This is a genomic window from Enterobacter cloacae complex sp. 372C4 (assembly GCF_050030615.1).
GTDB lineage: Bacteria > Pseudomonadota > Gammaproteobacteria > Enterobacterales > Enterobacteriaceae > Enterobacter > Enterobacter intestinihominis.
Window position 1 is genome coordinate 414,011 of record NZ_JBLGUQ010000001.1, and the last position, 23,617, is coordinate 437,627.

Genomic DNA, 23,617 nt, shown 5'->3' on the forward strand with positions numbered 1-23,617 from the left:
CTCACTCTACGAACAGCGATTCCACGACGTTGATCCAGCCGTGCTCGCTGGCGACCTCTTTCCCGTTCAGCCAGCGGCGCAGCATGTTCAGCGCCATCATCGCGCACACCTCCTGACGCACGGCCAGGCTGTGGCGGGTAATACTCATCTTCACCCGCAGGGCGTGGGTCCCTTCCGGCGTTGCCAGGGCAAAGTTGAGATGCTCCTCATCCAGCCCGCCCACAAACAGCGCCAGTCCGGCGAAATGCTTCACTCTGCGCTCGGATGCCCAGCGCGCCGTCTGCGCCAGCGTCTCCTGCTGGAACGGCACCACTTCACTGGCCAGCAGCGGCGCACCCGCCCGGGTAAGCTGAAGCGCCAGAAGCCCACCGGTAAACTGCTCGCTTAACGTCACGCTCAGCTGGCGGGACTGCAAATGCGCTGCGATCTGCGCCGGCAGCCCTTCCGTTCCTTCGAAAATCAGGCTTTCCCCGGCGACGCGCTGCACTTCCGGCCATAGTGCCAGCATAGCGGCTTTCTCTGACGCCGGTCCGGTCAGCTTCAGTTCAATAATCGGCATGGAGGAGCGATAGCCCATCGACACGCCGGGAGGCAGTTGCAGGTGATCGAGGCTCTGGGCCAGGTCGCTTTCCGAGCGGCCAAAGGTGGTCAGACGCAGGCACAGCGGCGGTTCAGGCAGCGTGAAGCGCGCGCGCAGGCGCGGCAGGATCTGCTGCTCGACCATCACTTTAAATTCCGACGGCACGCCCGGAGTGAAGAACATCAGGCAGCGGTTCAGCTGAACGGCAAACCCGCAGGCGGTGCCGACCGGGTTATCAATCAGTTCCGCGCTGGCGGGAATTTCAGCCTGCTTGCGGTTGCTGGGGGCCATCACGCGGCCACGCTCGGAGAAAAATCGCTCCATCTGTGCCAGCCACGCCTCGTGCAGGACCAGGCCTTCACCTCTGGCCGTGGCGGCGGCCAGCGCGCTGAGATCATCGCTGGTGGGCCCAAGCCCGCCGTTCACAATCAGCACGTCGCAGCGTTCGCTGCGCTCGCGCAGAACGTTGACCAGAGACTCAAGATTATCACCCACGGTGTTGCGGCGCGTTAACGGTAATCCTTGCTCAAAGAAGAGATCGGCGAGCCAGGCGGCATTGGTATCAATGATTTGCCCATGCAGCACTTCGTCGCCAGTGGATAACATTTCCACGTTTATCATTGTGTTCTCCCATTTCAATGGTCAAAACACTATAGCGCAATCGAAGACCGGGGGAAGAGAGAAACTGGCGCGACTGAACGCCGCGCCGAAAGGATTAGAAACCTGCGCTCACACCGATGTAGGGACCATCTGCCAGCGCGTTGTCGCGGTGGCCGTCTTTACCCGCCAGGTTCAGATAACGATAACCCGCTTCGATGGTGACAGGACGGATGATGGTCCAGCGTCCACCCACGTTGGCTTCCTCATAGCTATCGATACCGCTGGAGAGGGAATCCGGAGAGTAGTAGTACTCACCGAACAGGCCAAAGCTGTCGCCGATTTTCCACTGCAAACCGCCGCCCACTGCCGCCGCATAACCTTCGTCGCCGTCGTTCGGGTTGGTGTAAATCCCTTTACCGCCGACTGTCGCCAGGAAAGGACCCAAAGGTACGTTGAAGCCCAGCCCCAGGCTTGCCGCATCCCCATCGTCGTCGTTATGCGTCCAGCCGCCGGTCATCGCCAGGCCTGCGCTATCCGTGCCAAGACCAAAGCCCAGGTGGGTATAATCTTCGCCCGCCGAGCCGTTGAAGGAAATAGCGTTGGCTGCTGCCGATACAAACATCAGGCCTAAGCCCATTAATGCCACTTTTTTCATTGTCGTGATCCCGCACAATATATTCAGAGATGTCCAAAAACCGCGAGATTTTAACCTGACTGTCTGTGGGATCAATGCGCTCAGTGGACATCGGGCAATTAGTTTGTAACGATTTGATAATATCGGTATTTATATCATCAATAAAAAACGCATTTTTACGCACAGGCCGCCCAAATTTTCACTGGGCATCAGCTGAAGATGGCTGCGGTGCAGGCGGGCAATATCGTTGGTCAGCGCCAGGCCAATGCCGGACCCGGCGGCATCGCCCACGTTATCCAGCCGATGAAACGGCAGCATGGCCTGGGAGATCTGGTCTTCGGCAATACCCGGTCCGCTGTCCTCCACGCTCAGCTCAACGGCATCGTTATCCATGCGCAGGTACACCGTCACGATGCCCTGCTCCGGCGTGTATTTGATCGCATTCTCCAGCAGGTTAGCGCAGAGTTCGCCCAGCAAAACGTCATCCCCCTCAATCATTACCGGCTGCTGTACGCCGTCATAACCGAGATCGATACCCTTGCTGCGCGCCTGTGCCAGCCGCGAAAAGCAGCAGTTTTGCACCACCTGCACCAGATCGACAGGGGCAAACTGTCGCTCCCCCTGCTCTTTCCGCTTCACCGCCGAAAGCTGTAACAGCCTTTCCGTCAGCACGATGGTGTTATCCAGCGTAACGTTCATTGCCCGTAAGCTCTCCTGCCACAGCGCCGGATCGTTACGCGTCAGAGCAACGGATACCTGCGTTTTTAGCACCGCCAGCGGCGTTTTGAGCTGGTGTGAGGCATCGGCATTGAAGCGCTCCTGCCGCGAAAGTACGCCGCGCAACCGGTCGATGTAACGGTTAAACGCCACAATCAGCAGCCGCGTTTCCGACCAGGGCAGCAGCTCCGGCAGCGGGGCCAGCAGCCCGGGCTCACGGCGCACCATCAGCGAAGAGAGTTGCCGCATTGGGCGCAGCACGCGGCGCAGCAGCCAGGCGGTCAGGACCAGCGTCAGCAGCACCAGCAGCCCCTGCGACACGAGTGAGGAAAACAGCAGCTGTGTGGCCAGATAGCGCCGCGACTGCAACGTTTCTGCGACGTAAATTTCCGCCATCCCGAACACGTTATCTTCGTTAACCGGCTGGAGCAGCTTCGCCACGCGGATCGCCTGCCCGCGATACTCGGTATGATAAAACCACGCCAGCGCCGGATAGTGAGTGGTGCGCGACGTGGAGGGAGGCATATTTGGCAGATCGTCATAGCCGGAGATCGTCCGCCCGTCAGGGTCAACCACCTTGTAGTAGAGGCGATCGTTCATGTTCAGCTCAAAGCTGTCGAGCACGACCCAGGGCACGTTCACCAGCAGCTTGCCCTTGTGCACCACCAGCCGCTCAGACACGGTGCGCGCCGAGGATAACAGCGTACGGTCATAGGCCTGCGTCGCCGCCTGTAGCGCGCTAACGTAGCTGTTAAAGGCTGACAGCCCCCATAACAGCAGCAGCGGCAAACCCAGAAAAAGCAAAAGTTGCAGGTAAAGCGACTGCGGCTTAACCCACTTCATCGCCGCACTCCAGCACGTAGCCCAGTCCCCGGAGGGTGGTGATCCGCACGCCGCTGCCGGTCAGCTTCTTACGCAGGCGGTGAATATAGAGATCGATACTCTCGGGGCTGACGTCGTCGTTCAGGCTGAACACCTGGTCGAAGAGCTGTTGCCGGGAGACGGGACGGGTCCGGCGGTGCATCAGCACCTTCAGTAAAGAGAGCTCGCGCGGCGTGAGGGAAAGAGGTTCATCGCGCAGCAGAAAAAAGCCTTCATCATCGTACTCCAGCTCTCCCAGCCGCTGGCGCTCCTGGGTTCGTCCTTCACTGCGGCGCAGCAGCGCACGCAGGCGGGCATCAAGCTCCTCCAGCTCGAACGGCTTCGGCAGATAGTCATCCGCCCCGGCATTCAGCCCTTTCACCCTGTCTGCCACGTTGCTGCGGGCGGTGAGAAATAGCACCGGCAGCGTCTGCCCGCGCTTTCTCAGACGATGCACCACTTCCAGCCCGTCGAAGCCGGGCATGCCGATATCAAGGATCGCGACGGCATAGTTTTCCCCCTGTAAAAGGTGATCGGCCGCCCGTCCATCGTTGACGCAATCCACGGCAAATCCGTTTTGTACCAGCGCTTTCTCCAGCCAGTGAGCCAGCTCACGATTATCTTCCGCCAGTAAGAGACGCATATCACATCCTGTAAAGTTGGTGTCGCAGTGAAAGGGAAATGAAAGGTTATTGTTTTAACAATCACGCAACGGAACCGCTACACGGTGGTTCACATAATCAGAAAAAAGACACCCGTACTCGTACTCCCGGTTCTCCGGCGTGAGGATAAACGATGAAAAAACAATTACTTTCTACCCTTGCTGCAAGCGCATTGCTGTTGAGTGCCTCTGTCGTCCAGGCGCAGGACACCCCGTCCCGCACCGAGTGTATCGCCCCGGCCAAACCCGGCGGCGGCTTCGACCTGACCTGTAAGCTGATTCAGGTCAGCCTGCTGGAGACGAAGGCCATTGAGAAACCGATGCGCGTCACCTACATGCCCGGCGGCGTGGGCGCGGTAGCCTATAACGCCATCGTCGCCCAGCGCCCTGCTGAACCCGGCACCGTGGTGGCCTTCTCCGGCGGCTCGCTGCTGAACCTGTCGCAGGGGAAATTTGGTCGTTATGACGTGAATGACGTGCGCTGGCTCGCCACCGTGGGCACCGATTACGGCATGATCGCCGTTCGCGCCGACTCCCCGTGGAAATCCCTGAAAGATCTGCTGACCGCCATGGAAAAAGATCCGAACAGCGTGGTGATTGGCGCAGGCGCCTCTATCGGCAGCCAGGACTGGATGAAAGCCGCGCTGCTGGCGCAGCAGGCCAAAGTAGATCCGCACAAAATGCGTTACGTGGCCTTTGAAGGCGGCGGTGAGCCGGTGACGGCGCTGATGGGCAATCACGTGCAGGCAGTATCGGGCGATCTCAGCGAAATGGTGCCCTACCTGAGCGGGGATAAGATCCGCGTGCTGGCGGTCTTCTCGGAAAACCGTCTGCCGGGCCAGCTGGCAGACGTCCCAACCGCCAAAGAGCAGGGTTATAACCTGGTCTGGCCGATCATCCGTGGCTTCTTCGTCGGGCCAAAAGTGACCGACGCCGAGTACCAGTGGTGGGTGGATACCTTCGCAAAACTTCAGCAAACCGAGGAGTTCAAAAAACAGCGCGATCTGCGCGGGCTGTTTGAGTTCAACCTGAACGGCAAGCAGCTGGACGAGTACGTGAAAAAACAGGTGAATGACTATCGCGAACAGGCGAAAGCCTTTGGTCTTGCGAAATAACCGGAGGCGCTATGAGCGATCGCATTTTTGCCGGGATATGGCTGCTGCTCTGCATTGGCGGCCTGTTCGTCGCCTGGCAGATCCACAGCGAATACAGCTATGAACCCGTGGGGCCACGCCCCTTTCCCGTCGGCATTGTTGGCCTGATGCTGCTCTGTTCGGTGGCCCTGCTGCTGCGCCATCCGGACACCGTGGAGTGGCCGCCACGCCGCACGCTGCAACGTCTGCTGGTAATGGTGATTGTTCTGCTGATGTACGCGTGGGGCTTTGAGTGGCTCGGCTTCCCGATCGCCACCGCCCTGCTGACGATGGTGATTGGCATACTGTTTAACGCCTCGCTGCCTGCGGCGGGGATCTCCGGGGTCGTACTGGGCATTTTACTCTGGTACGCCTTCGACCGCCTGCTGGACGTGACCCTGCCGCTCGGCGCATGGTTTAACTAACGGAGCACGCTATGGATACCTGGATCTATCTCTCTCAGGGGTTCGCGGTAGCGATGACCCCGGAAAACCTGGTGATCGCCCTGATCGGCTGTTTCGTCGGGACGATCGTTGGCCTGCTGCCGGGCCTTGGGCCTATCAACGGCGTGGCGATTTTACTGCCGCTGGCCTTTGCGCTGCACCTGCCTGCGGAATCGGCGTTGATCCTGCTGGCGACGGTTTATATCGGCTGCGAATACGGGGGGCGTATTTCCTCGATACTGCTTAACGTTCCTGGCGATGCCGCCGCCATTATGACCGCGCTGGATGGCTATCCGATGGCACAGCAGGGACGCGGCGGCGTGGCGCTCTCTATTTCCGCCGTCAGCTCGTTCTTTGGCTCCCTGATCGCCATTGGCGGCATCATCCTCTTCGCCCCGGCGCTGGCCCAGTGGTCGCTGGCGTTTGGTCCGGCCGAGTATTTTGCCCTGATGGTATTCGCCATCGCCTGTCTCGGCAGCATGATGGCGCAGAATCCGCTGAAGTCGTTTTTGTCTGCGTTGATTGGCCTCAGTCTGGCCACCGTCGGCGTGGATGCCAACACCGGGGTTTATCGCTTTACCTTCGACAGCGTTCACCTGTCCGACGGCGTGCAGTTCATTGTCGTCGTGATTGGCCTGTTCTCTGTCTCAGAAATCTTACTGATGCTGGAACATACCAGCAGCGGGCAGACGCTGGTGCGCAAAACCGGCCGCATGCTCTTTAATGCCAAAGAGGGGGCGCAGTGTGTGGGTGCCACCCTGCGTTCGTCGGTGATCGGTTTCTTCGTCGGCATTCTGCCAGGCGCGGGGGCGACTATCGCCAGCGCCATCACCTACATGACCGAGAAAAAGCTGAGCGGTAACAGCGACAGCTTCGGCAAAGGCGATATCCGCGGCGTGGCGGCGCCGGAGGCGGCGAATAACGCCTCGGCCTGCGGCTCGTTTATCCCGATGCTGACCCTCGGCGTGCCGGGCTCCGGCACCACGGCGGTAATGATGGGCGCGCTGACGCTCTATAACATCACCCCGGGTCCGGCGATGTTTACCGAGCAGCCCGATATCGTCTGGGGTTTGATTGCCGCCCTGCTGATCGCCAACGTGATGCTGCTGGTAATGAACATCCCGCTGATCGGGCTGTTCACCCGCATGCTGACCATTCCCCTGTGGTTCCTGGTCCCGGCCATCGCCGCCGTCTCTGCGGTTGGGGTGTACGCGGTGCACAGCACCACCTTCGACCTGGTGTTAATGGTGCTGCTCGGCGTGCTGGGCTACATTCTGCGCAAGATGCACTTCCCGATGTCGCCGCTGATTTTAGGGTTTGTATTGGGGGAAATGCTGGAGCAGAACCTGCGCCGCGCCCTCTCCATCAGCAATGGCAACATGGCGATCCTGTGGGAGAGCAGCGTGACGAAGATCCTGCTGGCGATGGCGATCATGGTGATTGTCGTGCCGCCGGTGCTGCGCTGGATGCGTCGACGCCAGCAGAAACCGCAGCCGGATATCGGCTGATTAGCCCCTCAACAGGGCATTGACCCACTGCCTTAACGCCTGGCGGGAGATCTTTATCCCGCCATTTTTCAGTTCTGACGGCAGCGCCAGCCAGTGTACCGGCTGCTCAAAGCGCGCCAGCCTGCCCTGAACCCACTCCGGCAACAGCGTGATATCCGTGCCCGGCTCACATTCCACTACCGCCACCGGGCGTTGCCCGTATTCGGCGTCATCCAGCGGGACGATAAACACCTGGCTTACCTGCGGATGTGTGACGATAACGCGCTCCAGCGCTTCCGGCTGGATCCCTTCTCCGCCGCTGAAAAAGAGATTGTCCATTCGGCCCAGAATGGTCAGGCGTCCGTCATGCCACTCGCCGCGATCGCGGGTGGCGAACCAGCCCTGCTCGTTGACCAGCGGCAGTAAGGCACCGTCTCGCCAGTAGCCCGCCGCCATGCTTTCCGCCCGGATCCAGACTTCACCGTTCACCACCTGAAGGTCTCTGCCCGGCAGCGCGCTGCCCACGTCCGGCGCGCCGTCGGCCTCTTTGGCGCAGACGGTGGAGGCGAACTCGGTCAGACCGTAGCCGCAGAACGTGCGGATCCCCTGCTTGCGCGCCTGTTCGGTCAGCTCAACGGGGATTTCCGCCCCGCCGAGCAGCACGGCTTTCAGCGCAACGGGATGGTGTGAATTGAGCAGCCGCCACAGCTGCGTCGGCACCAGCGAGGCGTGGGTACAGCCCTGCAGGGCCTGCTCCAGCGGCTGTTTTTCACGCACGGTGAGACGGCCTCCGCCCTGCAACCAGCGCCACAAAATCCCCTGACCGGAGACGTGAAACAGCGGCAAGGACAGCAGCCAGTCGTCATCACCGCCATAAGGCATCAGCGACAACACGCCTTTTGCGCTGGCAAGGTGGGCGGCACAGGTGTGCACCGCCGCTTTCGGCAAGCCGGTGGAGCCGGAGGTGAGCGTCATTGAGGCCAGCCGTTCTGCCCGCCACGTCACCCCGCCCTGCTCCTCGCCCTCTCTTAATGCCAGCCCAGGCAGACCGTCATACTCACCGTTAAGCACCAGCGCAAAGCGCAGGGTCATCTGCGGCAGGAGGACGTCCAGCAGCGGACGGGGAAGCTGAGGGTTCACCGGCAAAATGCGGGCGCCGCACTGAAGCAGCGCCAGCCAGGCCAGCAGGGTCTGCGGATGGTTGTGGGCGAGCAGCATGACGCCGTCACCGTCCCTGACACCCTGAGACTGAAAACCGGCTGCCAGACGATCGATACGCTCGCCCAGCTGTGACCAGTTGAGCGTTATATCGTCTAAACGCAGCGCGGGTGTATCGGCACTCCTGGAGCGCCAGTGCCGCCACGGCCAGTCGGTAAAAGTCATTGCAGCGGCTCCAGCGTCCCGACATCGAGGCACGGCAAGGTGCTGTCCGGCCAATGGCGAATCAGCTGGGCCTGCATCAGGTTTAGCGTATCAAGACCGGGAACGGTGTCCGGCGTTAACCATGCAGCGATGCGCGCCAGTTGCGTCAGCCCGAGGCTGGATTCGATGGATGAACTGATCACCGCCGTCAGCCCTGCGGCATGGGCCGCCGCAACCTGCTCGCGCACCTTGTCGAGGCTGCCGGTCAGCGTTGGCTTAATGACCACGGCACCGACGCCCGGCTCGGCGGCAAACGTAAAACCGGCTTCGCGCAGGCTCTCATCCCAGGCAATGGCAATGCCGGTTTCCCGGGCGAAGGCGCGAGAGTCGTCGCGCGTTTTGCACGGCTCTTCGAGAAACGCGATGCGGTTGCGGTACGCCGGGTTGACGTACTTCGCAAACTGCTGCGCCCTGAGCGGCGTCCAGGCGCGGTTGGCGTCCAGGCGCAGGTGCAGATCGGGAATGGCTTCCAGTAACAGGTTAACCACCATTCCGTCGCGCACCGCTTCGTACAGGCCGAGCTTAATTTTCGCCACCTTCTCGCCAGGCATCCCGGAGAGCAGCGCGAAAAGTTCATCCGGATCGCCGGAACAGAGCGGCGCGGCGCGATAATTCGCCGCATCCGGCAAACGGCCGTCCAGCTCTGCCAGCGCGCAGCTGATGCCGAACGCGACAGAAGGAACGTCCGGCAGCGACGGATCTGCCCCCTCACGCCATTCGTGCGTCCAGGCCATCAGCGCCGCCTGCGCCTCATCCAGCGTTTCCAGGCTAAAGCCCGGAAGCGGGGCGATTTCGCCCCACCCTTCCCTCTCGCCCTGCCGGAGATGCACGAAAAAGCCATCACGGGTTTTTAACCGCCTTTCACGCAGTACCACGCCCGCGTCCATCGGTATCTGCCAGCGGTAAACCTGCGCGCGACGCATTACGGGTTCCGTTTGTATTTGCTGAAGTCTGGCTGGCGTTTTTCGTTGAACGCGTTGCGCCCTTCCTGACCCTCTTCGGTCATATAGAACAGCATGGTGGCGTTACCCGCCAGCTCCTGAAGTCCCGCCTGACCGTCACAGTCGGCGTTGAGGGCCGCTTTCAGGCAGCGCAGCGCCATTGGGCTGTTTTGCAGCATTTCGCGACACCAGCGCACGGTCTCTTTTTCCAGATCGGCGATCGGCACCACGGTGTTAACCAGCCCCATGTCCAGCGCTTCCTGGGCGTTGTACTGACGGCACAGGAACCAGATTTCGCGGGCTTTTTTCTGGCCGACGATGCGCGCCATGTAGGATGCCCCCCAGCCGCCGTCGAAGGAGCCAACTTTCGGGCCAGTCTGACCGAAAATGGCATTTTCTGCCGCGATAGTCAGGTCACACATCATGTGCAGCACATGACCGCCGCCGATGGAATAACCTGCCACCATCGCAACCACCGGTTTTGGACAGGTGCGGATCTGGCGCTGGAAATCCAGCACGTTCAGGTGGTGCGTGCCGGCATCATCCTGGTATCCGCCGTAGTCGCCGCGGACTTTCTGATCGCCGCCCGAGCAGAAGGCTTTCTCCCCTTCCCCGGTGAGGACGATGACGCCGATGTTGTCGTCGTAGCGTGCATCCGCCAGCGCCTGGATCATCTCTTTTACGGTCAGCGGACGAAACGCGTTGCGTACCTGTGGACGATTGATGGTGATTTTGGCGATACCATCGGTGGATTTGTGGTAGCGAATGTCGGTGTAGCCTTCGGAGCAGTCCTGCCATTCAACCGGCGCGTAAAGCGTGTTTTCATCAGGATAGATCATAGCGTGTCCTTTGTTCGATAACGTAGTATCTGAGCCAGACTCGCGGCAACCGCTTCCGGGTTGTCCCGGTGGGCGTTGTGTCCGGCATGAGGGATAGCATGACGCATGGCGTTAAGTTCAGCAGCGATGGCTGCAAACTTCCCGTCACGTTCGCCATAGAGATAGTCGAAAGAAAAATCACGCGCGGTGAGCGCGGGACGTAAATCAGGCTGAACGGCAAGCGAGGTGGCTTCCAGCATCTCAGCCAGCCTCGGGCCGTTGTTCCGGCTACGCAGCGCGATCAGCGTGTTGCGCTGTTCATCCGTAAGGGAGGTAAAGACCGGCTGTTGATACCAGTCGGCAAAGACGGCTTCAAGCGGCTCACTGCGAAAACGTGACGCCCAGCGGCGGTCCGAGGTCAGCCGCGCCTGGCGCGCCTCGACGTCTTGCAGCCCAGGGTGTCCACCTTCCACAATCACCCCGTCTAACCCCGCAGGATGCTGGCAGGCATGGAACATCGCAATGCGGCCACCGAGTGAGTACCCTACCAGCCAGTAATTTAGTATGTTGTAACTAATTAAGGTATACGTGAGCAATTCACTTACCTCTGCAAACCCCGTCACGCCCGTATCCGCTGAACCACCGTGCCCGGGCAGGTCAAGGTAGAGCCTGGGGTAGTCATGCAGCGACGCCCCAACGGTCTGCCACTCACGACAGTCGCCGGAAAAACCGTGCAGGAAAACCAGCCAGGGGTAGCCTGGTTTTCCGGGCTGAGTGACGCCAGCGAGGATCACAGGTGACTCACCTGCGCCAGCAGATGTTGCAGCTTCTGCGCGCCGTCAGAATCGTTTACCACCAGCTCAATCAGCGTCGCGCCAGGCTGCCGCCAGGCGGTGTTCAGCGCCGTCTCCAGCGCGTCCCAGTTTTCCGGGCGATGGTACTTCAGGCTGAACATGGCGGCGGCGTGTTCGAACTGCACGTTTTGCGGCATCAGATAGAAGCGCTCACGTTCGCTTTGCGGCGTCGGCAGCAGGGAGAAAATCTGTCCGCCGTTATTGTTAACAACAATCAGCACGAACGGAGCCGACGCCTGACGCAGGAGCGCCAGCGCGTTGAGATCGTAGAGGGCTGAGAGATCCCCCACAATCGCCAGCGTGGATTTTGCGCTGGCCCGCTGTACGCCAGCGGCGGTGGAGATCAGCCCGTCAATGCCGCTCGCGCCCCGGTTGCTGTATACCGGATAACCCGCGGGCAGCTGCGAAAAGGCGTCAATCAGGCGCACCACCAGGCTGTTACCGACAAAAAGTTGCCCCTGCTCGGGAAGATATTTGCGGATACGGTGCGCCAGCCCGGCTTCACTGAACTCCTCGCACTGCGCTTTGGTGAGTTCCCACGCCTGACGCGACAGCGCCGGGATCTCCACCGCCCAGGGTTTGCGTTTTTCCGCCGGATGCAATTCCAGCCAGCTGTCAATATCGCTCACCAGGCGGCGACCGCGATGGTGCGCAGGGTCAAGGCGTCCTTCGAGCTGATCCACCAGCCAGTACTCTTCTGGCGTACAGGTGGCCTGCCACTGGAGCAGTCGCTTGCCCGTCAGGCTCGAGCCCAGCTGGACGACAATTTGCGCCTGCGCCAGCTCGGTGACCGCTTTCGCGTTCCCCAGCCAGAGGTCAGCGCAGGGCAGCGGCTGGCCCGTCTGGGAAAGCACGTCACCAATCAGCGGCCAGCCAAGCGTTTGTGCCCACTCCGCCGCCAGCTTGCCTTCCGCCGCACTCATCCGCCCGGCAATCACCACCCCGCGCTTCTGGCGCCAGAAGAACCAGTCGCGCTGCTTAGCGCTTTCCAGATGCGTCTGCTCACGCAGCCAGGGCTTTTCGCTCTCCCACCATTCTCCCAGCTGCTGTTGCCAGGCTAGGCCGGTCTCGTTCATTTCGCCGTACAGCGGTTCGGCAAACGGGCAGTTAATGTGCAGCCCGCCGCTGCGCAGTGCGTTCATGGCGTGGTCGAGAGTTGAGACCAGCCAGCTGGCGGGAATATCCTGGGTGGGGCGCGGCAACGAGACCGTCTGTGAAGGATGCGAGGCAAAAATGCCAGGCTGACGAATCGCCTGGTTCGCGCCGCAGTCAATAAGTTCCGGAGGACGATCGGCGGTGAGTAAAATCAGCTTTTCGCCGGTTAACCCCGCTTCAATCAGCGCGGGATAGAGGTTTGCCACCGCCGTGCCGGAAGTCACTATCACCGCCACGGGCGCGTTGCTGACTTTCGCCAGCCCGAGCGCCAGGTGGCCGAGACCACGCTCGTCAAAATGGGTGTGATGAATAAAAGCCCTGTTTTCCGCCGCAGCAAGGGTGAGCGGCGTGGAGCGAGAGCCCGGAGCAATACACACATGCCTGACACCATGGCGGGTCAGGGCTTCAAGGATCACCGTCGCCCAGCGTCGGTTAAAAGAACTTACTGACATGAGATTGTCCAGTATCAAGAATGCGACACAGTATAAATAATAGAAAAAGTCAGAATTTTGATATGAATCGGGATTGCACGAATCAGTATTAATCCCTCAGGAGGAGGGAACGCAGCCCGGCGGCCTTATTTTCGATCTCCTGCCACTCCTGCTCTGGATCGGAGCCGCTGACGATGCCCGCCCCCGCATAAAGACGCAGCGCGGCGTCATGAACGCGGGCGGAGCGTAATGCCACGCAGAACTCGCTTTGATCGCGCGATAAATAGCCCGCCGATCCGGCGTACCACTCCCGGTCAAACGGCTCCACTTTCGCAATAAATTCTCGCGCTGCCTGACGCGGCAGCCCGGCCACCGCGGCCGTCGGTTGCAGAATATGCAGACACTGCTCGTCATCAGATTGTTTGAGTTCGGTCCAGATACAGCGGCGTAAATGCTGCACCTTGCGCAGACGCAGCACCTGCGCTGGGAGGATCTCCAGCGTCCGGGTATGGTGCTGAAGACGCTGGCAGATATCTTCCACCACCAGCATATTTTCCCGCTGATTTTTGTCGTCGTTCATCAGCCAGTCGCCCAGACGCTGGGCCTGCTTATCGTCAGAATGGCTGGCGACGGTGCCTGCCAGCGCTTCAGTGCGCAGCAGCATGCCGCGTCGCCGCCAAAGTCGCTCGGGCGTCGAGCCGAGGAACGCGTTGCTGGCGTCAAAGACCATACTAAAATGATAGCAGTTGAGGTTTAGCGCGCGGCTGGCGGCCATTAGCGCGATGGCGTTCACGGGCTGCTGGCACTGCACGTCTGTAGCACGTGCGAGCACCACTTTCTCAAAATCGCCGCGAGCAAGGGTATCCGTCGCCTGACGAATCAACGCCAGCCATTCCGGTTTTTCCGGATGATGGGTTTCCTGCACAATCTGCACGGACAACGGGCGGATCGGCGCGGCGTCGCGCAGGTTATCAATAAACTTCAGTGCGTCACCGGCATCATCACACAGCGACGTTTCGCTCCACAGTTGCAGGCGCAGCGTGGCGACCCCGCCAGACCGTCGCCAGAGAAGGCGTGGTAAAAACAGCTTTCCCTGTGCCGGGTTGAAGGCGTTCAGGCCGCAGATACGGGTATCATTGGCTACGTCATGGGTGTGCAAAAACCGGGAGGCCGAGGCCAGAGAGTCAAAATGGGCGAGGCTTCCGAGCGCGGCAAGTTCTTCATCACCGCTCCGCTGTTGCCAGTAAAACTGGGGATAGCATCGCTGCACACCCAGCCAGGCCAACGGATCGAAGGCGTCGTTTAACGGGAAAGAGACATCGAAATGGCGTAAACCGGGTGTAGCGGGTAACGCTTGCGCAAGCTGAGTGCGCAGGCGTTCCAGCGCGATGGAAATCGAATGCACGCGAACCTCTCCCTGTTAAAACCTTACATTATACGGGGTACTGATGATAAATAGCAGTACCCACGTGTAGGGAGGGGTTTACCGGCTTAACGACGGGCTAACAGCAGGCCCAGCACCAGCCCTACGGCCGCACCGACCCCAATACCCTGCCATGGCTTTTCGTGCACATAATCGTCGGCACGATAAACCGCCTGTTTGGCGCGGTAGTAGTAATTGTCGGATGCGTTGCTGACGCGGTTTTTCACGTCATGCAGCGCCTGCTCGGCGCGGGCTTTAAGCTCAATGTACTTCTGATCGGCAGGATCGCCTGAAGAGCGCAGTACTTCTTCCAGCGTTTCGCTTAACAGCGTTAGATCGTCGTCTGCTCGGGTATCCCAGGATTGAAATGACATATTTTTCTCCATGTTAGTACACCAGTCCGATAACTATAGACAACGTCTCGCTATTGCGCCTGTTTCGCTTCGCGCGCCATACCAATGTGTGGGATGCCATCTTCATCGTAAATGTCCGTGACCGGGGTAAAACCAAAATGGCCATAGAATGATTGCAAATGCGCCTGCGCGCCCAGGTATAACGCCTTGTCTGGCCACCGTTTCTGGCATGCGTCCAGCGTTTTTTCCATCAGCTGATAGCCCAGCTTTTCACCGCGCGCGCTTCCGCTGATAATGACGCGGCCAATGACGACAGGGTCAAAATCCTCTTCGCTTTTCAGAATCCTCGCATACGCCACCAGCTCGTTATCGCGCCAGCCGAGGATGTGCCGGTTCTCGCCGACCAGGTCATCGCCGTCGATATCCTGATACGGGCAGGTTTGTTCAACCACAAAAACTTCGCAGCGCAGTTTGAGCAGGGCGTAGAGTGACTGAATAGTCAGTTCGCTGTGGTGTAGATCTTGCCACTGGATCATGTGTTTCTCCTTCCTGGGGTTCATCACGTTATACTAAACCCCTTCCCATTCGGCAAAGGGCTGATTGCGTTATGGAACTGATTTTTCTGGGTACGTCCGCGGGCGTGCCAACCCGCTCACGCAACGTGACGGCGATTCTGCTGGATCTTAAGCATCCTACCCGCGGCGGGCTGTGGCTGTTTGACTGCGGCGAAGGTACGCAGCATCAGTTGCTGCATACCTCATACCACCCGGGGAAAGTGGATAAAATATTTATCACCCATCTGCACGGCGACCATCTGTTTGGCCTGCCGGGCCTGCTGTGTAGCCGTTCGATGGCCGGTAACGCTAACCCGCTGACCATTTATGGCCCTGCGGGTATTCAGGCATTCGTTGAGACCACGCTGCGCCTGAGCGGCTCGTGGACCGATTATCCGCTGGAGGTGGTTGAGATCGGCGAAGGTCTGGTGTTCGACGACGGAGATTACCAGGTGCGCGCTTACCCGCTTAACCATCCGGTGGAATGCTACGGCTATCGCGTTGAGGAGCATGACAAGCCCGGCGCGCTGAACGCCGCCGCGTTGCAGGCCGATGGGGTGAAACCTGGCCCGCTGTTCCAGCGTCTGAAGCACGGCGAGACCGTCACGCTGGAAGACGGGCGCGTTATCAACGGTCAGGATTACCTTGCGCCGCCGCAGCCGGGCAAAAAACTGGCTATTTTTGGGGATACCGCCCCCTGCCCTTCGGCGCTCCGGCTTGCCGGGGGTGTGGATGTGATGGTGCATGAGGCAACGCTGGAAGCGGCGATGGAAGAAAAAGCCAATAGCCGGGGGCACAGCTCAACGCGTCAGGCCGCGCAGCTGGCGCGCGAGGCTGGCGTCCGGAAACTGATTGTCACTCACGTCAGCTCACGCTATGACGTCCGCGGCTGTGAAAGCCTGCTGGCAGAGTGTCGGGAGGTGTTCCCGGCATGCGAGCTGGCGGAAGATTTTGCTCAGGTCAGCGTTTAGTCCTTCATTTTTCCCTCAGGGTGCCGATAACGATTAAAAGGCAAGCATTTCTCTTGAGGGTAGAATGGATAATTTCCAGAAAGATATTGATGACAGGGCAAACCTGACCCAGTCCAACCGTTTTGAACTGTTGCTGTTCCGTCTTGGCACCTCTCTGAACGAAAATAAATCCGAGCTGTTCGGCATCAACGTGTTCAAACTGCGCGAAATTGTGCCGATGCCGACCTTCACCAAACCAGCGGGAATGAAGTCTCCGCTGATGGGGATGGTAAATATTCGCGACCAGGTGATCCCGGTGATCGATCTGGCCGCCGTCGCTGGCTGCAAGCCAGCCACCGGGCTAAACATTTTGCTGATCACCGAATATGCCCGCAGCGTGCAGGCGTTTGCCGTGGAATCGGTGGAGAATATCATGCGTCTCGACTGGAAGCAGGTGCACGCCGCGGAAACCGCCGTCAGCGGTCGCTACATCACCAGCATTGCCTGTCTGGACGAAAAGACCGATACCAACGATCTGGCAATGGTGCTCGACGTGGAGCAGATCCTGTATGACATCACCCCGGCGAACCACGATCTGCACGCCACCCATCTGGAAACCACCAAATTCAACATCAAGCCTGGCTCTGTCGCGATTGTTGCTGAAGACTCGAAAGTAGCGCGCTCAATGCTGGAGAAGGGATTGCAGGCAATGGAGATCCCGGCTCAGCTGCATATCACCGGCAAAGACGCATGGGAGAAAATCACTCAGCTGGCCGCGCAGGCTCAGGCTGAGGGCGTCCCCGTTACCGATAAGATTGCCCTGGTATTAACCGACCTCGAAATGCCGGAGATGGACGGCTTTACGCTGACACGCAAAATCAAAACTGACCCGGTACTGAAAGATATTCCGGTGGTGATCCACTCGTCTCTTTCCGGCAACGCGAACGAAGATCATATACGCAAAGTGAAGGCTGACGGCTATGTGGCGAAGTTTGAGCTGAATGAGCTGTCGTCGGTGATTGAAGAGGTGCTGGACCGCTCGATGAAGAAGATTGACGGGCCGCTTATAAGCAGGAAGCAGTTAGCTTAGTCGGGTGGCGCTTCGCTTACCCGACCTACAAGACCTGTAGGCCCTGCAAGCGTAGCGCCGCTGGGCAATAAAAAACCCGCCGAGGCGGGTTTTTTGCTTTTACATCAGCGGCATCGCGCGCTGCACAATCTCAATTAGCGGCTGCGGATAGATACCGAAGATTAGCACCAGAAGCGCGGAGATCAGCACCACGATCCCCCCGGCGCTGTACTGCCAGTTGGACGGTGCATCACGGTTGAGCTGCTGAGGCGCGCTCAGGTACAGGCTCACAGCCACACGCAGGTAGTAGTAAAGACCAATCGCGGAGCCGATAACGACACCGGCAGTCAGCCACCACAGACCCGCCTGCACACCGACGGCCAGCACGTAGAACTTACCGATAAAGCCCAGCGTCATCGGGATACCCGCCAGAGAGAGCATCATCACGGTCATTACCGCAGACAGAATCGGACGGTGCCAGAACAGACCACGGTAGGAGAACAGGGAATCTGCATCCGGCCCACGGTACGGGCTGGACATCAGGCTCACCACGCCGAACGCGCCGAGGCTGCTGAACAGGTAACCGGCCAGATACACACCCACGGTTTCCATCGACATCTCACCGCTTTGCAGCGCAATCAGCGCCACCAGCAGGTAGCCCAGATGGGAGATTGAGGAGTAGCCCAGCAGACGCTTAATGTTGGTCTGGCTCAGCGCCATCAGGTTACCGAAGATGATGGAGACGAACGCGATAATGCCCAGCACCACGCGAACCGCTTCGCTGTCACCCACCGGGGCATACAGGAACAGACGCATGACCACGCCAAAGATAGCGATTTTACTCGCCGTCGCCAGGAAGGTAGAGACCGGCGCTGGCGCACCCTGATAAACGTCTGGCGTCCACAGGTGGAACGGCACCAGAGAGAGTTTAAAGCCAAGGCCTACAATCATCATGCCCAGACCCGCCAGCAGCAGCGGCTCGTGCATCATACCGTCGCCGAGGCTCTTACCGAGCGCCAGGAAGGAGAGGTTACCCGTCTGTGCATACAGCAGCGCGATACCGAACAGCAGGAACGACGACGCAGCAGCGGACAAGATGGTGTACTTGATCGCCGCTTCCAGAGAGCGCTTCTGACGGAAAGCGTAACCAATCAGGCCGAACAGCGGCAGTGAGATCAGCTCAATACCGAGGAACAGCGCGGCCATGTGGTTCGCGTTCGCCAGCAGAATGCCGCCGAGCGCGGCAATCAGTACCAGCAGGTAAAACTCTTCTTTGTTGTCGTTGTAACCTTCGAGCCACGGGTACGCAAAGGTACAGGTTGCCAGGCTCGCCAGCAGCACCAGACCGGTGTAGAGCATGGCGTAGCCGTCAACGCGCATCAGCGGCGTGACGTCCATTGCGCCCGCCTGGCCAACAAACCAGAGGGAGACTAACGCAGCGTTCAGACCCAGAACGGACAGGGTCGCATTCAGGAAGTGATTGCGTCGCCACGCAATGGAGAGCATCACAACCACCACCGTCAATCCGACGATCAGCAGCGGTAGCAGCGCGATCAGTTGTTGTGGAGTTATTGTCATGGCGAATTACGGCCTTGTAGTAGAAGCAGAATTAACAAACCACTGCTGGATGTTACCCATCGCGGAGTGCGAGGTATCCAGAATCGGCTGCGGATAGAAGCCCAGCAGCACCAGCAGTACGACCAGCAGCAGGATGATGGACAGCTCACGCAGCGACATCCCCGGCAGTTCTTTAGCAGCAATTTCGCTCTTCGCTTTACCGAAGTAGGCGCGGTGCAGCATCGCCAGCGAGTACACGGAGGCGAACACCAGACCAAAGGTGGAGATGACGGTAATCATCGGAACCACTTTGAAGCTGCCGAACAGAATCATAAATTCGCCAACGAAGTTACCGGTACCTGGCATACCCAGGGTGGCAACCGCGAAGAACATGGAGAGTGCAGGCAGCCATTTCATTTTGCCCCACAGGCCGCCCATCATACGCATGTCGCGGGTATGCAGACGTTCGTACAGCTGACCGCACAGGATGAAGAGACCGGCAGCGGACAGGCCGTGCGCAATCATCTGGATCACCGCGCCCTGGTACGCCAGCTGGCTGCCAGTGTAGATGGCAATCAGTACGAAGCCCATGTGGGAAACGGAGGTGTAAGCAATCAGACGTTTGATGTCGTACTGCGTGAAGGCCATCCATGCACCGTAGAAGATACCGATCACGCCAAGCCACATGGCAATCGGCGCAAACTCTGCGGAGGCGTTCGGGAACAGCGGCAGGGAGAAACGCAGCAGACCGTAGGCCGCCGTTTTCAGCAAGATACCCGCCAGGTCAACGGAACCCGCCGTTGGCGCCTGAGAGTGCGCGTCCGGCAGCCAGCCGTGCAGCGGAACTACCGGCATTTTCACCGCGAAGGCGATGAAGAAGCCGAGCATCAGCATGTATTCCACGCCGTGGGACATCGGGGTCTTCAGCAGATCTTCATAGTTGAAGGTCCAGACGCCGGTGGCGTTATAATGCACAAACACCAGCGCCAGGATGGCAATCAACATCACCAGACCACTCGCCTGGGTGTAGATGAAGAACTTGGTGGCCGCCGTGATACGCGTTTTACCGTCGGATGCCTTGTGGCCCCACAGCGCGATCAGGAAGTACATCGGCACCAGCATCATCTCCCAGAAGAAGAAGAACAGGAACATGTCGATGGCCAGGAACACGCCGATAACGCCGCCCAGGATCCACATCAGGTTCAGGTGGAAGAAGCCCTGGTATTTTTCGATTTCTCGCCAGGAGCAGAGTACCGCCAGAACGCCGAGCAGACCGGTCAGCACGACCATCAGCAGCGACAGACCGTCAATCGCAAGGTGGATCGTGATACCGAAACGTGGGATCCACGGCAGAATGAACTCAGACTGCCACTGCGGAAGGCCCGCAGACTGGGTCAATGAGTAGCCACCCTGCAACCACAGTTGCAGGCCAAGCGCGAGCGTCAATCCCATGGTGATCAGCGCGATCCAGCGCGGCATCTTCACGCCAAAGCGTTCAGTCTGCCAGCACAGGAAGCCGCCGATGAAGGGAATTAATATTAGCCAGGGTAATAACATGGCGATTTTTATTCCTTGTTAAAGTCCCTCAGGGACCGATTTTCAACGAATTCGACAAAATTCACGTGTTAGTGCGGTTTGTGGTGTCGGGTGACGCTCACGCTTACCCGACCTACGGTCTCGTAGGCCCGGTAAGCGCAGCGCCACCGGGCAAAAACCACTATCGCAACACCATCAGCAGCGCCAGCACGACAACCGCACCGATGCTCATGGATGCCACATACCAGCGCAGATAGCCGTTCTCGCTGTACAGCAGGCCTTTACCTGCAAAGCGAGAGAGGATCGCCGGGATATTCATCAGGCTGTTCAGCGGATCGCGCTTCAACAGCCACGCAATGCCCAGGAACGGCTTCACGAAGATCATGTCGTACAGCCAGTCGAAGCCCCATGCGTTGTACCACCAGGTGCCCAGCAGACGGCCCGGCGCGCTGTTGGCAACGGCAGTCACCAGCGTGCGTTTGCCCAGCCACAGCCATGCGGCAATCAGGATGCCCGCGATAGCCACAACGCCGGAGGTGATTTCAAGCGTCAGAACGCGACCGTGCTCAAGCTCGGTTGTTGCCGGCAGTACGCCCTGCAACGGTGGCACAATCATCGCGCCAACGAAGGTGGAGAGTACCAGCAGCACAATCAGCGGCAGGTGGTGGGTAATCCCCTTCCCTGCGTGGGCGTGAATTTGTTCTTTACCGTGGAAGACGATGAAAATCATACGGAAGGTGTACAGGGAGGTCATAAACGCACCGACCAGACCCGCAACCATCAGATTGATATGACCATTCGCCATGGCGCCCGCCAGGATTTCATCCTTACTGAAGAAGCCTGCGGTAATCAGCGGCAGTGCCGCCAGCGCCGCGCCGCCTACCAGGAAGCAGATATAGACCAGCGGGATGGACTTACGCAGTCCGCCCATTTTGAAGATATTCTGCTCGTGGTGGCAGGCCAGGATCACCGAACCGGATGAGAGGAACAGCAGCGCTTTAAAGAACGCGTGCGTCATCAGGTGGAAAATGGCTGCGTCCCACGCCTGAACGCCCAGCGCCAGGAACATGTAACCAATCTGGCTCATGGTGGAGTACGCGAGAACGCGTTTGATGTCGGTCTGCACCAGCGCGGCAAAGCCTGCCAGCACCAGCGTAACCGCACCGACGATACCCACCAGATGCAGAATTTCCGGGGTCATCAGGAACAGGCCATGGGTACGCGCAATCAGGTAGACACCGGCGGTGACCATGGTCGCGGCGTGGATCAGCGCGGAGACAGGGGTTGGACCCGCCATCGCGTCGGCAAGCCATGTCTGCAACGGCAGCTGTGCGGATTTACCCACAGCACCACCCAGCAGCATCAGCGTTGCCCACCACAGCATGTTGTTGCCTGCTTCGAAGTGCGCTGGCGCCAGTTCCACCATTTCGCGGAAGTTCAGCGTGCCCAGTTCGTTGTAGAGAATGAACAGCGCGAAAGCGAGGAAGACGTCACCCACGCGGGTCACGACGAACGCTTTCATGGCCGCTGCGCCATTCTTCGGATCGGTGTAGTAGAAACCGATCAGCAGGTAAGAGCACAGACCCACGCCTTCCCAGCCCAGATACATCAGCAGCAGGTTATCGGCCAGCACCAGAACCACCATGCTGGCGATAAACAGGTTGGTGTAGGCGAAGAAGCGGGAGTATCCCTCTTCACCGCGCATATACCAGGAGGCGAACATGTGGATCAGGAAGCCCACGCCGGTGACCACGGAGAGCATGGTCAGAGACAGACCATCCAGCACCAGGTTGAAACCGATGTTGAAGTTACCGACCGACATCCAGTTCCACAGCGGCACGCTGTAGGCCTGACGTCCATTGTTAAAGAAATCGATACCCGCATACGCTGTCACCAGCGCAGCCAGACCGATTGAGCCAATGCCCACGGTGGCAGACAGATTCTCAGACCAGCGGCCGCGAGAAAATGCCAGCAGCACGAAGCCAATCAGCGGAAAAATAATGGTTAAGGCAAGCATGTTCATCCACGCAACTCACTTACTGAATCGATGTTCAGGTTCTGGCGGCGACGATGGAGCTGCAGCAACAGCGCCAGGCCAATACTCGCTTCGGCAGCCGCGAGGCTGATGGCGAGAATGTACATCACCTGACCGTCGGCCTGGCCCCAGTAACTGCCGGCGACCACAAAGGCCAGCGCGGAAGCGTTGATCATGATTTCCAGACCGATCAGCATAAACAGCAGATTGCGGCGGATAACCAGACCGGTTAAGCCCAGAACGAACAAAATCGCAGCGAGGATCAGTCCATGTGTTAAGGGGATCATGCGCGCTCCTCCGTTTTTCTTTTCGCACGGTCATCAGTGCGGTTGCTCAGCACCTCACCAACACGTTCTTCGCGACCGACGTGGAAGGCAACAACCAGGCCCGCCAGCAGCAGCATAGAGGCCAGTTCAACCGCCAGAACGTACGGACCAAACAGCGCAATACCAACAGCCTTGGCGCTGATTGGCGTGCCGTCAATGCCCTGGTCGTTAACGCCCAGAATAGCGTAAACAATCACCACCAGCATGATGGCCGACAAAATTGCCGGGCCAATCCACACCTGCGGTTTTAACCATTGACGTTCCTGTTCAATTTCAGAGCCGCCCAGGTTGAGCATCATCACCACGAACACGAACAGCACCATAATGGCACCCGCGTAGACGATAATTTCCAGCGCACCGGCAAAATGCGCGCCCAGCGCAAAGAACACCCCGGAAATAGCCAGCAGCGAAATGATTAAATACAGCAACGCATGCACCGGATTGGTGTGCGTGATCACTCGCAGCGTAGCCAGGATGGCGATAAGGCCACAGATATAAAAAGCGAATTCCATTGCCCTCTCCTTACGGTAACAGGCTCTTGACGTCGATAGGCTTAGCTTCGTTCTCTGCTTCGCCCTTATCTTTGCCGTCGATTGCCATACCCGCCATCCGGTAGAAGTTATATTCCGGGTATTTGCCCGGACCGGAAATCAGCAGATCCTCTTTCTCGTACACCAGGTCCTGACGCTTGTACTCACCCAGCTCGAAGTCTGGAGTCAGCTGAATCGCCGTGGTTGGGCACGCTTCTTCACACAGACCGCAGAAAATGCAGCGTGAGAAGTTGATGCGGAAGAACTCAGGGTACCAGCGGCCGTCCACCGTCTCGGCTTTCTGCAGAGAGATACAGCCTACCGGACACGCTACCGCACACAGGTTACAGGCTACGCAGCGCTCGGAACCGTCCGGGTCGCGCGTCAGCACGATACGGCCACGGTAGCGCGGCGGCAGATATACCGGCTCTTCCGGATACATCCGGGTTTCGCGTTTGGCAAACGCGTGCAGGCCGATCATCCAGATACTGCGTACCTGGGTGCCAAAGCCTACGAGTAATTCTTTTAAGGTCATGATCTCAAAGCC

General features: G+C 59.1%; 23 protein-coding genes. 5 read left to right on the forward strand and 18 right to left on the reverse strand.

What is annotated here, in order from left to right; genetic code table 11:
• Position 1: 1 nt before the first annotated feature.
• From ACQG11_RS01980 to tctD, 4 genes are all read right to left on the reverse strand, one after another.
• A complete protein-coding gene (locus ACQG11_RS01980) occupies positions 2-1,201 on the reverse strand; it encodes a nicotinamide mononucleotide deamidase-related protein YfaY (protein WP_023300615.1) in 1,200 nt (399 codons plus the stop codon).
• A gap of 94 nt (positions 1,202-1,295) precedes the next feature.
• Positions 1,296-1,835, reverse strand: a complete 540-nt coding sequence (locus ACQG11_RS01985) for a YfaZ family outer membrane protein (RefSeq protein ID WP_022648809.1) — start codon at positions 1,833-1,835, stop codon at positions 1,296-1,298.
• Positions 1,836-1,964: 129 nt separating this feature from the next.
• Positions 1,965-3,374, reverse strand: a complete 1,410-nt coding sequence (locus ACQG11_RS01990) for a sensor histidine kinase (RefSeq protein WP_063849971.1) — start codon at positions 3,372-3,374, stop codon at positions 1,965-1,967.
• On the reverse strand, positions 3,361-4,035 hold the full coding sequence (gene tctD, locus ACQG11_RS01995) for a transcriptional regulator TctD (protein WP_017693014.1): 675 nt from the start codon (positions 4,033-4,035) through the stop codon (positions 3,361-3,363). The genes ACQG11_RS01990 and tctD overlap by 14 nt, the downstream gene beginning before the upstream one ends.
• A 152-nt stretch (positions 4,036-4,187) precedes the next feature.
• Between tctD and ACQG11_RS02000 the strand changes: the two genes are divergently transcribed.
• The 3 genes from ACQG11_RS02000 to ACQG11_RS02010 are packed head-to-tail and all read left to right on the forward strand — an operon-like array spanning position 4,188 to position 7,137.
• Entirely contained in the window at positions 4,188-5,168 is a 981-nt protein-coding gene (locus ACQG11_RS02000) for a Bug family tripartite tricarboxylate transporter substrate binding protein (protein WP_022648812.1), read from the forward strand.
• An 11-nt stretch (positions 5,169-5,179) separates the two neighbouring features.
• Positions 5,180-5,611 carry a tripartite tricarboxylate transporter TctB family protein gene (locus ACQG11_RS02005; protein ID WP_022648813.1) on the forward strand — a complete coding sequence of 144 codons (432 nt, stop codon included), beginning with the start codon at positions 5,180-5,182 and terminating at the stop codon, positions 5,609-5,611.
• 11 nt (positions 5,612-5,622) lie between these two features.
• Positions 5,623-7,137, forward strand: coding sequence for a tripartite tricarboxylate transporter permease (locus ACQG11_RS02010; protein WP_023300617.1), 1,515 nt, complete (start codon positions 5,623-5,625; stop codon positions 7,135-7,137).
• On the opposite strand, the gene menE is transcribed toward ACQG11_RS02010, so the two are convergent.
• From menE to ACQG11_RS02050, 8 genes are all read right to left on the reverse strand, one after another.
• Entirely contained in the window at positions 7,138-8,499 is a 1,362-nt protein-coding gene (menE, locus tag ACQG11_RS02015) for an o-succinylbenzoate--CoA ligase (protein ID WP_063163618.1), read from the reverse strand. It abuts the gene before it with no gap.
• A complete protein-coding gene (gene menC, locus ACQG11_RS02020) occupies positions 8,496-9,461 on the reverse strand; it encodes an o-succinylbenzoate synthase (RefSeq protein ID WP_426728135.1) in 966 nt (321 codons plus the stop codon). Before menC ends, menE begins: the two co-directional genes overlap by 4 nt.
• Entirely contained in the window at positions 9,461-10,318 is an 858-nt protein-coding gene (gene menB / locus ACQG11_RS02025; protein WP_426728136.1) for a 1,4-dihydroxy-2-naphthoyl-CoA synthase, read from the reverse strand. Before menB ends, menC begins: the two co-directional genes overlap by 1 nt.
• Positions 10,315-11,091, reverse strand: a complete 777-nt coding sequence (menH, locus tag ACQG11_RS02030; protein WP_155025454.1) for a 2-succinyl-6-hydroxy-2,4-cyclohexadiene-1-carboxylate synthase — start codon at positions 11,089-11,091, stop codon at positions 10,315-10,317. The genes menB and menH overlap by 4 nt, the downstream gene beginning before the upstream one ends.
• Positions 11,088-12,758: a 2-succinyl-5-enolpyruvyl-6-hydroxy-3-cyclohexene-1-carboxylic-acid synthase gene (menD, locus tag ACQG11_RS02035; RefSeq protein WP_426728137.1), complete on the reverse strand. Its 1,671-nt coding sequence runs from the start codon at positions 12,756-12,758 to the stop codon at positions 11,088-11,090. The genes menH and menD overlap by 4 nt, the downstream gene beginning before the upstream one ends.
• Positions 12,759-12,846: 88 nt before the next feature.
• Positions 12,847-14,142: an isochorismate synthase MenF gene (menF, locus tag ACQG11_RS02040; RefSeq protein WP_426728138.1), complete on the reverse strand. Its 1,296-nt coding sequence runs from the start codon at positions 14,140-14,142 to the stop codon at positions 12,847-12,849.
• Positions 14,143-14,228: 86 nt separating this feature from the next.
• Positions 14,229-14,534, reverse strand: a complete 306-nt coding sequence (gene elaB, locus ACQG11_RS02045; protein WP_022648821.1) for a stress response protein ElaB — start codon at positions 14,532-14,534, stop codon at positions 14,229-14,231.
• Positions 14,535-14,584: 50 nt separating this feature from the next.
• Complete coding sequence (locus tag ACQG11_RS02050; protein ID WP_038416448.1) at positions 14,585-15,049, reverse strand: GNAT family N-acetyltransferase; 465 nt, start codon at positions 15,047-15,049, stop codon at positions 14,585-14,587.
• Between the two features lie 71 nt (positions 15,050-15,120).
• Between ACQG11_RS02050 and rbn the strand changes: the two genes are divergently transcribed.
• Together rbn and ACQG11_RS02060 are read left to right on the forward strand one after the other, a co-directional pair.
• Positions 15,121-16,038: a ribonuclease BN gene (gene rbn / locus ACQG11_RS02055; RefSeq protein ID WP_022648823.1), complete on the forward strand. Its 918-nt coding sequence runs from the start codon at positions 15,121-15,123 to the stop codon at positions 16,036-16,038.
• A 64-nt stretch (positions 16,039-16,102) separates the two neighbouring features.
• Complete coding sequence (locus tag ACQG11_RS02060) at positions 16,103-17,107, forward strand: chemotaxis protein (protein ID WP_022648824.1); 1,005 nt, start codon at positions 16,103-16,105, stop codon at positions 17,105-17,107.
• 99 nt (positions 17,108-17,206) lie between these two features.
• Here the strand turns inward: ACQG11_RS02060 and nuoN are convergent, their stop codons facing one another.
• From nuoN to nuoI, 6 genes are all read right to left on the reverse strand, one after another.
• Entirely contained in the window at positions 17,207-18,664 is a 1,458-nt protein-coding gene (gene nuoN / locus ACQG11_RS02065; RefSeq protein WP_022648825.1) for an NADH-quinone oxidoreductase subunit NuoN, read from the reverse strand.
• A gap of 6 nt (positions 18,665-18,670) precedes the next feature.
• Complete coding sequence (gene nuoM / locus ACQG11_RS02070; protein ID WP_022648826.1) at positions 18,671-20,200, reverse strand: NADH-quinone oxidoreductase subunit M; 1,530 nt, start codon at positions 20,198-20,200, stop codon at positions 18,671-18,673.
• Positions 20,201-20,360: 160 nt separating this feature from the next.
• Positions 20,361-22,202, reverse strand: coding sequence for an NADH-quinone oxidoreductase subunit L (gene nuoL / locus ACQG11_RS02075; RefSeq protein WP_023300625.1), 1,842 nt, complete (start codon positions 22,200-22,202; stop codon positions 20,361-20,363).
• The gene (gene nuoK, locus ACQG11_RS02080; protein ID WP_006176506.1) at positions 22,199-22,501 is read right to left on the reverse strand and encodes an NADH-quinone oxidoreductase subunit NuoK; all 303 of its coding nucleotides are present in this window, start codon (positions 22,499-22,501) and stop codon (positions 22,199-22,201) included. Before nuoK ends, nuoL begins: the two co-directional genes overlap by 4 nt.
• Positions 22,498-23,052: an NADH-quinone oxidoreductase subunit J gene (gene nuoJ, locus ACQG11_RS02085; protein WP_006176507.1), complete on the reverse strand. Its 555-nt coding sequence runs from the start codon at positions 23,050-23,052 to the stop codon at positions 22,498-22,500. Before nuoJ ends, nuoK begins: the two co-directional genes overlap by 4 nt.
• A gap of 10 nt (positions 23,053-23,062) precedes the next feature.
• Positions 23,063-23,605, reverse strand: a complete 543-nt coding sequence (nuoI, locus tag ACQG11_RS02090; RefSeq protein ID WP_003861491.1) for an NADH-quinone oxidoreductase subunit NuoI — start codon at positions 23,603-23,605, stop codon at positions 23,063-23,065.
• Between the last annotated feature and the right edge of the window lie 12 nt (positions 23,606-23,617).